This is a genomic window from Nocardia concava NBRC 100430, assembly GCF_000308815.1.
Taxonomy (GTDB): domain Bacteria; phylum Actinomycetota; class Actinomycetes; order Mycobacteriales; family Mycobacteriaceae; genus Nocardia; species Nocardia concava.
In genome coordinates this window covers 82,911-92,903 of the sequence record NZ_BAFX01000048.1, presented here as the reverse complement: position 1 = coordinate 92,903, position 9,993 = coordinate 82,911, and the positions used below count along the sequence as shown (strand labels likewise).

Genomic DNA, 9,993 nt, shown 5'->3' with positions numbered 1-9,993 from the left:
GAGTGGCACACCAGCGCGGCGATTTCGGACAAATCCCCTCGCTGGCGTGCCACTCGGCGCAATCGGTCAGGCCGCGGCGGTGCGGAAGGCGGTGGGGCTGAGGCCGCGGTGGCGTTTGAAGGCGGCGGAGAAGCCGAAAGGGTCTGCGTAGCCTACGGATTTGGCGATGGTGGCGATGGTGAGGTCGGTATCGGTGAGGAGTTCTTCGGCCTCGTCCATGCGGGATTCGGTGAGATAGGCCAGGGGCGGTTGGCCCATGACGGCGGTGAAGCGTCTGGCGAAGAGGGCGCGGGAGACGCCCGCCTGGGCGGCCAGGGAGGCGACGGTCCAGGGGGCGCCCGGGGTGGTGTGGATGGCTTGGAGGGCAGGGGCGATGATCGGGTCGGCGAGGCCGCGGAACCAGGTGGGGGCGTCGGGACCGGCCTGGTCGAACCAGGTGCGCAGGGTGCAGACCAGGTTCCAGTCGAGCAGGCGGTCCATCATCGCCTGCGAACCCGCGCTCTGCAGCACGGCGGAGGCGGCGGCCTGCTCGACCCAGCCGCACGAGTCGAAATCCTCCCTGACCACCAATACCGGTGGGAGCGCCCGCAACAGGCGTTCATGGCGGCGGGACGAGGTTCGGTAGGCGCCCACCATCAACGCCGTCGCGTTCACGTCACTGCCCCAATGGATTCCGTTCAGCTCCTCGCCCGCGCACTCGGAATCGGCGGTGAAGCATGAGATCTCGTACTCCGTGGGCGCGACCGTCGGCCCGGCGTTATCGGAATCTCCTGATGCGATACGGAATTCGTCCTGTTCGCGCACCAGCACCGTATCGCCGACCGTCAGCGGCCGCCGACTTCCGTCGGCCAGTTGCAGCGTGCCGCCACCGCGCATGACCGTGATCATGGTGAGCGGGGCGCGGTCGGCGAAGCGGATGGTCCACGGTGCGGGCATGACGGCATGGGTGAGGACGGCGCCCTCGGCTCGAATACCACTCAGCAACTTACTCAGGGGATCCACCCCGGCCAGTGTAGACGAATTCCTATCGATGAGAGCTTTCCACCCATGGATCGTCTACGCCGCGACGGGTGTACTGGAGTCACCGGAACGAACAACCGCCCCGATCCAGGAGGAATTCCTTGTCGCACAACGGTATCGACCAGCCCCGCACGGCCCTGGTCGTGGTCGCCCACCACCGCTCCGATTCCCTCACCGCGCACATCGCCCGCCGCACCGCCGCCCGGTTGGAGGCCGCCGGATACCGCATCGACCTGCTGGATCTGCACGCCGAGGGCTTCGATCCGCGCATGACCGAGGCCGATCAGCCCGACTGGGGCAATCGCGAGAAGACCTACTCCCGCGAGGTCCACGAGCACATGGACCGAATCCTGGCCGCCGACATCGTGATCGCGGCGTTCCCCGTCTACTGGGCGAGCGTCCCCGCCGTACTCAAGGGCTGGATCGACCGGGTATGGAACTACGGTTTCGCCTACGGCCGCAGCAAGCCCCGGCTGGCGGGCAAGCGCATGCTGTGGCTGGGCCTGGCCGGAGCGGCGGCCGACGACGCCCTGATCCCGTTCATGCAGCAGACCCTCGAGGGCCAGCTCAACATGGGAATCGCCTACTACTGCGGCTTCTCGTACTCGGCCGTCGGCCTGCTCCCCGATGCCGAGGAGCGCCGCCAACGCATCGACGCCGACGGCACGCTGCTCATCAACGCCCCGACCGTCGGCGCGGAACGCGAGGCCCAGTACGCCGCCCTGGAGCACAAGGCAGACGAGTTCGTCGCGAACTTCCTTACCGCCGAAGCAGTTTCGGCTTAGCCCTGGACGCCCTTCCAGGTGTTGCCGGTGATGAGTTCGTAGGCCTGGACGTACTTCTGGCGGGTCACGTCGATCACCTCGGCCGGGATCTCGGGACCCGGGTACTCCTTGTTCCACCCGGTGGAGGTGGACCAGTCGCGCACGAACTGCTTGTCGAACGACTTCTGCGGACGCCCCGGCTCGTAGTCGTCGGCGGGCCAGAAGCGCGAGGAGTCCGAGGTCAGCACCTCGTCGCCGACGGTGAGAACGTCACCGTCCCAACCGAGTTCGATCTTCGTGTCGGCGATGATGACACCGTTGGCGGCGGCGTGCTCGGCCCCGCGGGCGTAGATCGAGAGGGTCAGATCGCGCAGCTGCTCGGCGACCTCCTTGCCCTCCTGGTTCACCACGTCCTCGTAGCTGATGGGCTCGTCGTGCCCGGCGTCGGCCTTGGTGGTGGGGGTGAAGATGGGCTCGGGCAGCTTGTCGCCGTCGCGCAGGCCGGGCGGCAGCGCGATGCCGGACACGGTGCCGGTGCGCTGGTACTCGGCCAGCCCGCCGCCGGTCAGGTAGCCGCGCGCGATGCACTCGACCTTCACCATCTTCAGCGGCTTGACCCGCACGCCGCGCCCCGCGAACTCGGCGGGCACGTCGGTGGTGGACAGAATGTGGTTGGGCACATCGGAGAAGAACCCGAACCACCAGTTCGACAGGCGGGTGAGCAGCGCGCCCTTGTCCGGGATCGGGGTGGGCAGCACCACGTCGTACACCGACACCCGGTCGGATGCGACCAGGATCAGCGAGTCGCCGTCCTCGTACAGGTCGCGCACCTTACCGGCGTGGATGTGCTTCAACGGTCCTCCTCGTGCTGGGCTTCGGCTGCCGCCGCAGAGCTTACCGACGGGCTCGGCCCGCCTCGACGCCCGGTCGCCCGCCCGATCGCATCCGACCTGCGGCGACCGATCGGTGCGACGTGGCATTGTGGGGAACGTCGTGTCCGCACGGATTCACGAGTGGAGAATTGTTCGGTCCGCTCGAGGCTTCGTGCGGGCGCACCGCATCTCGCACCGAGCCCCGGGCAACGCCGCCCGACGAGCCGGGTGCACCTGCACGGCAGCAGTTCTCCGAGAGCTAAGGAGCCCCCTTGTCCGCACCGAATCTCACCCGCGAGCAGGCGATCGAACGCGCCGCGACGGTCCAGGTGGAGAACTACCGGGTCGAATTGGACCTGACCGGGCAGCCCACCAGTGCCGACGAGCCGCGCCGTGAGAGCTTCCACACCAAGTCCACGGTGACCTTCACCGCGACGCCGGGTGCGCAGACCTTCATCGATTTCGTGGGCGCGGGCGTGCGCTCGGCCGTCCTCAACGGCGTGGCCCTGGACGTCAGCGGCTACGACGAGGAGCAGGGCCTGACCCTGCCGAACCTGGCCGCCTCCAACGAGCTCGTGGTCGAGGCCGACGGCGAGTACTCGAACACCGGCGAGGGCCTGCACCGCTTCGTCGACCCGACCGACAACAAGGTCTACCTGTACTCGCAGTTCGAAACCGCCGACTGCAAGCGCATGTTCGCCTGCTTCGACCAGCCGGATCTGAAGGCCACCTACGACGTGATCGTCACCGCGCCGGAGGATTGGGAGGTCATCTCCAACGGCGCGGTCGTGGACACCCACAAGATCGGCACCGTGGTCCGCCACACCTTCGCCACCACCCCGCGCATGAGCACCTACCTGGTGGCCCTCATCGCCGGTCCCTACGCCAAGTGGACCGACACCTACAGCGACTCGCACGGCGAGATCCCGCTCGGCATCTACTGCCGCGCCTCGCTGGCCGAATTCATGGACGCCGAACGGCTTTTCACCGAAACCAAGCAGGGCTTCGGCTTCTATCACACCAATTTCGGTGTGCCCTATGCCTTCGGCAAGTATGACCAGCTGTTCGTGCCCGAATTCAACGCGGGCGCAATGGAGAACGCGGGCGCGGTCACCTTCCTCGAGGATTACGTCTTCCGTTCCAAGGTGACTCGCGCCTCCTACGAGCGCCGCTGCGAGACCGTGCTGCACGAGATGGCGCACATGTGGTTCGGCGACCTGGTCACCATGAAGTGGTGGGACGACCTGTGGCTGAACGAGTCGTTCGCGACCTTCGCCTCGGTGCTGTGCCAGGTCGGCGCGACCGAATACACCAATGCCTGGACCACTTTCGCGAATGTCGAGAAGTCCTGGGCGTACCGGCAGGATCAGCTGCCCTCGACCCACCCGATCGCCGCCGACATCCCGGATCTGGCCGCGGTCGAGGTGAACTTCGACGGAATCACCTACGCCAAGGGCGCTTCGGTGCTCAAGCAGCTGGTGGCCTACGTCGGCGAGGAGCCGTTCCTGGCGGGCCTGCGCGACTACTTCACCGAACACGCCTTCGGCAACGCCACTTTCGACGATCTGGTGGGCGCGCTGGAGAAGGCGTCGGGCCGCGACCTGTCGGACTGGGGCGCACAGTGGCTCAAGACCACCGGCCTGAACATCCTGCGTCCGGACTTCACCGTGGACGCGGACGGCAACTTCACCTCCTTCACCGTCATCCAGGAGGGCGCGGAGCCCGGCGCCGGTGAGCGCCGCGTGCACCGGCTGGCCATCGGCGTCTACGACGACCAGAACGGAAAGCTGGTGCGCACCAAGCGCGTCGAGCTCGATATCGATCCGGCCGAGCGCACCGAGGTGCCGGAGCTGGTCGGCGTCGGCCGCGGCAAGCTGGTGCTGATCAACGACGACGACCTCACCTACTGCTCGGTCCGCCTCGACGCCGACTCGCTCGACACCGTGGTGGCGCGCATCGCCGATATCGCCGAGCCGCTGCCGCGCACCCTGGCCTGGTCGGCCGCCTGGGAGATGACCCGCCAGGCCGAGATGAAGGCCCGCGACTTCGTGGCGCTGGTGCAGTCCGGCGTCGGCGCGGAAACCGAGATCGGCGTCGTGCAAAGGCTTCTCATGCAGGCGAGCACCGCGCTGGGCGCCTACGCCGACCCGGAGTGGGCGACCGCGCAGGGCTGGCCCGCCTACGCCGACCGCCTGCTGGAACTGGCGCGTCACGCCGGTGCGGGCTCGGACCACCAGCTGGCCTTCGTCAACGCGCTCACCGGCGCGGTCCTCGCGGACCGGCACGTGCAGGTGCTGCGGCAGCTGCTCGCCGGTGATCCGCAGGGCGTGGGCCTGTCGGGCCTGACCGTCGACACCGATCTGCGCTGGCGGCTCACCCAGGCGCTCGCGGCGGCCGGGGCCATCGACTCCGACGGCATCGAAACCCCGCTCATCGACGAGGAATTGGCACGCGACGACACCGCCGCCGGCCGCCGCCAGGCCGCCGCGGCCGCCACCGCCCGCCCGCAGGCCGTGGTCAAGGAGCAGGCGTGGAACACGGTCATGAACGACGACTCGGTCGCCAACATCACCACCCGCGCCATCGTCGCCGGCTTCGCACCCGCGGGCCAGGCGCAGCTGCTGACGCCCTACGTGGAGCGGTATTTCGCCGAGATCGCCTCGGTGTGGGAGCGCCGCTCCAGTGAGGTCGCCCAGACCGTCGTGGTCGGCCTCTACCCGCACTGGGCCATCACCGACGAGGCGGTGGCGGTCGCCGACAAGTTCCTCGCCGGTGACCACCCGCCCGCCCTGCGCCGCCTGGTGGTCGAGGGCAAGGCGGGCATCGAACGCTCGCTGCGCGCCCGCGAATTCGACCGCGGCTAGAAACCGACTGCGCGGCAGCGCTTTTCACTGACGACAGCCCCTCCCGAAGCCTTCGGGAGGGGCTGTCGTCATTTCCCGCTCGACCTCACGCTGCCGTGAGCGGATCTGCTCACAGCAGCGTGGCGGGGCTTTCAGCGATCCATTGCGGCACCGTGAAGTCATGGCTGAGAACAAGACTCCGATGTTCAACTGGCGCACCCGCGAACAGCTCTACGCCCGCCGGGTGCTGGTGCTCGACGGCGCACTGGACGACGACAACGGCACATTGCTGATGACCCAGCTGATGGCGCTGGCCGCCGAGGATCCGGAGGCGGGGATCTCGCTGTGGATCCATTCGCCCGGCGGGTCGGTGCCGTCCATGCTCGCCATCCGCGACGTGATGCGGCTGGTGCCCTGCGAGGTGTCCACCCTGGCGCTCGGATTGGCCTGCAGCGCAGGGCAATTCCTGCTCTCGGCGGGCACTCCGGGGCGTCGCTTCGCGCTCCCGCACGCCCGCGTGCTCATGCATCAGGGTTCGGCGGGCATCGGCGGCAGCGCCGTCGAGGTGGAGGTGCAGGCCGATGATCTGCGCTACACCGTGCAGACCGTGCTCGGCCTGATCGCGCAGGACACCGGCCAGCCCTACGACCAGATCTTCGAGGACTCCCTGCACGACCGCTGGTTCACCGCGACCCAGGCACGCGAGTACGGCTTCATCGACCACATCGTGGAGTCGTTCAACCAGGTCATCCCCGAACGCCACCGCCTCGGCATCTCTGCCTGATCCGGGTGGGCATCTCTGCCTGATCCGGCCGGGTATCTCCGCGTAATCCCCAGGGCCCCAGCACTTCTCCAGGAGGCACGGCATGACCAGCTACACCATCCCGAACGTGATCGCCCGCGACCCACGCGGCGAACGCATCATGGACGTCTATTCACACCTGCTCACCGAGCGCATCGTCTACCTCGGCACCCCCATCGACTCCGGCGTCGCCAACGCCCTCATCGCGCAGATGCTGCACCTGGACGCCGAGAGCCCCGGCCAGGACATCAACCTCTACATCAACTGCGAGGGCGGCGACCTGTCGGCGATGCTGGCCATCTACGACACCATCCAGCACATAACGTCCCCCGTGGTCACCACCTGCGTCGGCCAGGCCATCGCGGTGGGCGCGGTGCTGCTGGCGGGCGGCGCGAAGGGCCGCCGCAACGTCCTCCCCCATTCCCGAATCGTCCTGCACCAGCCCGCGATCCGAGGCCAGGGCACCATCCCCGACCTCATCCTGCAGGCCGACGAAATAGTCCGCATGCGAGCCCAGGTGGAAGCCATCCTCGCCGCCCACACCGGCCAATCCCCCGAAACCCTCCGCCGCGACACCGACCGAGACCGCGTCTTCACCGCCGAATCCGCCCTCTCCTACGGCCTCGCCGACCAAATCCTCGGCCCCCGAGCCTGATTCGGCCCACGAGAATGCACTGGCGTAGTCGAACGCCGAGAAGACCTGTCCACCAGCGCATTCTCGTGATTCAGGCGGCGAGGAGGAGGGCCTGGCCGGAGTAGCGCTGGGGGGCGGTGGTGCGGGTGAAGGAGGCGAGGTGGCGGCGGTGGAGTTCCTGGGCCACCTGGAGGGTGAGGCCGCTCAGGGTGGTGCCCAGGGCTCCGGCCAGGGCCGCGATCATTTCGCTCGAAGGCTCCTTGCGGCCGCGCTCGACCTCGGACAGGTACTGGGGTGAGATGCCCGCGCGGCCAGCGGTTTCGGTGAGCTTCTCACCGAGATCCAGTCGGCGGGAGCGGAGTTGTTCGCCGAGCGCCTCGCGCCACAGCGGTTCGCGCGCGGCGGGCTTGCGCCGCTCCCGGCCCGTCTCGTCGAGTCCACCGGGAATCGCTGTCAAACGCGGATGCTCGGACATATCCCGAGCGTAAGTTCTCCCGGCCCGCCGCCGCGCCTCGATCTGCTGAGAGCGAACTCCCGGAAAAGAACAACGGCCCGGTCCCTCGGGGACCGGGCCGTATTCGTGCTTGCGAACTAGACGCGCCCGATGGTGGCGGCCATGACGCGGACCGCGGAGACCAGACCGTCGATCAGGTCGCCCTGGCGGAAGGAGCTGAGGGCGGCGGTGGCGCCGAGCTGGCAGACCCGGTCGTTGGCGCGTTCGGCGACGTCGCGGCCGGAGCGAACCTCGACAGAGCTGGTGTTCGGGTCCACCGCGATGAGGACCGAGCGGGCGGCCTCCGGGGTGGACGGGAACAGGGCGTCGACGCCGGCGGCGGAGTCGGCGCCCAGGTCACCGATGAAGATGTTGAAGCGCACCTTGGTGGCGCGGGTGGCATCGGTGAGAGCGTTGTCCATGAGCAGCCGCTCGCGGTCGGTGAACGGCGCATCGTTGAAGACGTCGCCGGCCTCGTGCACACCGGACACCCGGCCGCTGGTGGTGATCGCCCAGCCGTGGGGTAGGTCGGCCTCGTTCACCGCGGGCCAATTAGAACTTGCCACTTGCCCGGCCTCCGATCAGGTCCGCGGGGGCGGATTCGATAGCCGCATGGTCGCCATGCGAATCAGCAGTGTCGTGGTGGCCGGCTCCGGTCACCTCGTCGGTCGCGCTCCACAGCACCGGGGGCTGGGTCCACTTGTCACCGAGTTCGTAGTGTGCCGGCTTCTTGCCCGGCAGCGGCTTGCCGAGGAACGACAATCCGGCGATCACCAGATAGATCGCGACCGGGATGCCGACGTAGATCAGCACTGTCTGGAGAATGCTCACGGGGGCAACGGTAGTCGATGCCGCCTCGACTACTACGACCGGTAAGGGTTATGCGACCGTGTCGTAACAATCACCTTTCAGACCAACCGGGCTATTTTCCGGACCGGCCGGGCCGCGTCTTCAGACCAGCCACGCGGTCGAATTGGCCGGCAGTTTCCTTCCGTTGATCGGCGCACTCGTCAGCAGCACGTCCCCGGCGGGCAGCAGAATCGGCGCGTCGGTGGCATTGAGCACGCACAGCAATCCACCCGCGCGACGGAACGCCAGACAGCCCGGCGGGCTCCCGTACCACTCCAGCCCGCCCGCGAATTCCGGCCGCACGGCCCGCGTTTCGATGGCCATCCGATACAGCGACAGCATCGAGTCCAGCCGCTCGAGCTGGGCTTCCACGGTCAGCGCCGCCCACTCCGGCGGCATCGGCAGCCACGGGCGGCCGGTGGTGAAGCCGAACGGCGGCCGCTCCCCCTCCCACGGCAGCGGCACCCGGCAGCCGTCCCGGCCGCGCTCGGTGTGCCCGGAGCGCTCCCAGGTCGGGTCCCGCAGGGCGTCCTCGGGTAGGTCGTCGACATTCGGCAGCCCCAATTCGGCCCCGTTGTAGACGAATACGGCCCCCGGCAGCGCCAGCTCGAGCATGATCATGGCCCGCGCCCGCGCCTGCCCGACGGGCCCCCCGCCGTAGCGGGTGACCTCGCGTTCGATGTCGTGATTGGACAGCGTCCAGGTCGGCGAGGCCGCCACCCCGTCGACCGCGTGCAGCGAATTGTCGACGGCCACGCGAATCCGGTCCGGGTGGAAGGGCGTTTGGGCCAGCCGGAAGTTGAAGGCCAGGTGCAGCTCGTCCGGGCGGACGTACTCACCGAAGCGGGTGTTGTCGTTGACCCAGACCTCGCCGATGGACACCGCGTGCGGGTACTCGTCCATCACCTTGCGGATGCGCCGGTGGATCTCGTGCACACCGGGATTGTTGAAGCGCGGATCATCGTCGTCGAGGTGCAGCATCTGGGTCGGGATGTGCTCCATATCGGGCAGTCCCTCGGGCTTGGCCATGCCGTGCGCGACGTCGAGCCGGAACCCGTCCACCCCGCGATCCAGCCAGAACCGCAGGGTCTGCTCGAAATCGGCTGCCACATCCGGGTTTTCCCAGTTCAGATCGGGTTGCTCGGCCGCGAAGATGTGCAGGTACCACTGCCCGGGTCTACCGTCCGCCTCGGTCACCCGGGTCCAGGCCGGACCGCCGAAGATGCTCGGCCAATTGTTCGGCGGCACAGCGCCGTCCGGCCCGCGGCCGTCGCGGAACCAGTACCGCGCCCGCTCCGGACTCCCCGGCCCCGCCGCCAGCGCCGCCCGGAACCACGGGTGCTGATCGCTGGTGTGATTGGGCACCAGGTCCATGGTCACCCGCATATCGCGGTCGTGCGCCTCGGCGATGATCTCCTCCAGCGCCCCGATCCCGCCGAACAGCGGGTCGATATCGCGCGGATCGGAGACGTCGTAGCCGCCGTCGGCCATGGGCGAGCGCATTACCGGGCAGATCCACAGCGCGTTCACCCCGAGTAGTTCGAGATAGCCCAGCTTGTCGCGCAATCCGCCCAGATCGCCCACCCCGTCACCGCCGGAGTCGGCGAAGGAACGCGGGTAGACCTGGTAGAACACGGCCGATCGCCACCACGGGACTCCCGCGTCCCCATCCCCGGCAGCTACCGAAATCTCACTCACAGCCGTAATGGTGCCAAA

The 9,993-nt window shown here is 68.3% G+C and carries 10 protein-coding genes; 4 read left to right on the top strand and 6 right to left on the bottom strand.

Features of this window, described 5'->3' with window-relative positions; translation table 11 throughout:
• Positions 1 to 66: 66 nt before the first annotated feature.
• Positions 67 to 1,002, bottom strand: coding sequence for an AraC family transcriptional regulator (locus tag ON43_RS09820; protein ID WP_218003229.1), 936 nt, complete (start codon positions 1,000 to 1,002; stop codon positions 67 to 69).
• 119 nt (positions 1,003 to 1,121) lie between these two features.
• Here ON43_RS09820 and ON43_RS09815 point away from each other — a divergent pair, with 119 nt between their 5' ends.
• Positions 1,122 to 1,805 (top strand): NAD(P)H oxidoreductase, encoded by a 684-nt coding sequence (locus tag ON43_RS09815; protein WP_040805973.1) that lies wholly within the window; start codon positions 1,122 to 1,124, stop codon positions 1,803 to 1,805.
• Here ON43_RS09815 and ON43_RS09810 read toward each other — a convergent pair.
• Positions 1,802 to 2,638, bottom strand: coding sequence for a phosphoribosylaminoimidazolesuccinocarboxamide synthase (locus ON43_RS09810; protein WP_040805971.1), 837 nt, complete (start codon positions 2,636 to 2,638; stop codon positions 1,802 to 1,804). The genes ON43_RS09815 and ON43_RS09810 overlap by 4 nt on opposite strands.
• Positions 2,639 to 2,928: 290 nt before the next feature.
• Between ON43_RS09810 and pepN the strand changes: the two genes are divergently transcribed.
• The 3 genes from pepN (at position 2,929) to ON43_RS09795 (ending at position 6,956) form a co-directional block, all read left to right on the top strand.
• The gene (gene pepN, locus ON43_RS09805) at positions 2,929 to 5,520 is read left to right on the top strand and encodes an aminopeptidase N (RefSeq protein ID WP_040805969.1); all 2,592 of its coding nucleotides are present in this window, start codon (positions 2,929 to 2,931) and stop codon (positions 5,518 to 5,520) included.
• 160 nt (positions 5,521 to 5,680) lie between these two features.
• Positions 5,681 to 6,283, top strand: coding sequence for a ClpP family protease (locus tag ON43_RS09800; RefSeq protein ID WP_040805967.1), 603 nt, complete (start codon positions 5,681 to 5,683; stop codon positions 6,281 to 6,283).
• An 82-nt stretch (positions 6,284 to 6,365) separates the two neighbouring features.
• On the top strand, positions 6,366 to 6,956 hold the full coding sequence (locus tag ON43_RS09795) for a ClpP family protease (RefSeq protein WP_040805964.1): 591 nt from the start codon (positions 6,366 to 6,368) through the stop codon (positions 6,954 to 6,956).
• A gap of 70 nt (positions 6,957 to 7,026) precedes the next feature.
• Here the strand turns inward: ON43_RS09795 and ON43_RS09790 are convergent, their stop codons facing one another.
• The 4 genes from ON43_RS09790 to ON43_RS09775 form a co-directional block, all read right to left on the bottom strand.
• Positions 7,027 to 7,410 carry a helix-turn-helix domain-containing protein gene (locus ON43_RS09790; RefSeq protein WP_051178215.1) on the bottom strand — a complete coding sequence of 128 codons (384 nt, stop codon included), beginning with the start codon at positions 7,408 to 7,410 and terminating at the stop codon, positions 7,027 to 7,029.
• A 116-nt stretch (positions 7,411 to 7,526) separates the two neighbouring features.
• Entirely contained in the window at positions 7,527 to 7,994 is a 468-nt protein-coding gene (locus ON43_RS09785; protein WP_040805961.1) for a DUF5130 domain-containing protein, read from the bottom strand.
• The gene (gene ctaJ, locus ON43_RS09780; RefSeq protein ID WP_040805960.1) at positions 7,981 to 8,259 is read right to left on the bottom strand and encodes an aa3-type cytochrome oxidase subunit CtaJ; all 279 of its coding nucleotides are present in this window, start codon (positions 8,257 to 8,259) and stop codon (positions 7,981 to 7,983) included. The genes ON43_RS09785 and ctaJ overlap by 14 nt, the downstream gene beginning before the upstream one ends.
• 120 nt (positions 8,260 to 8,379) lie before the next feature.
• Complete coding sequence (locus tag ON43_RS09775) at positions 8,380 to 9,975, bottom strand: glycoside hydrolase family 13 protein (protein ID WP_083913276.1); 1,596 nt, start codon at positions 9,973 to 9,975, stop codon at positions 8,380 to 8,382.
• Positions 9,976 to 9,993: the final 18 nt, after the last annotated feature.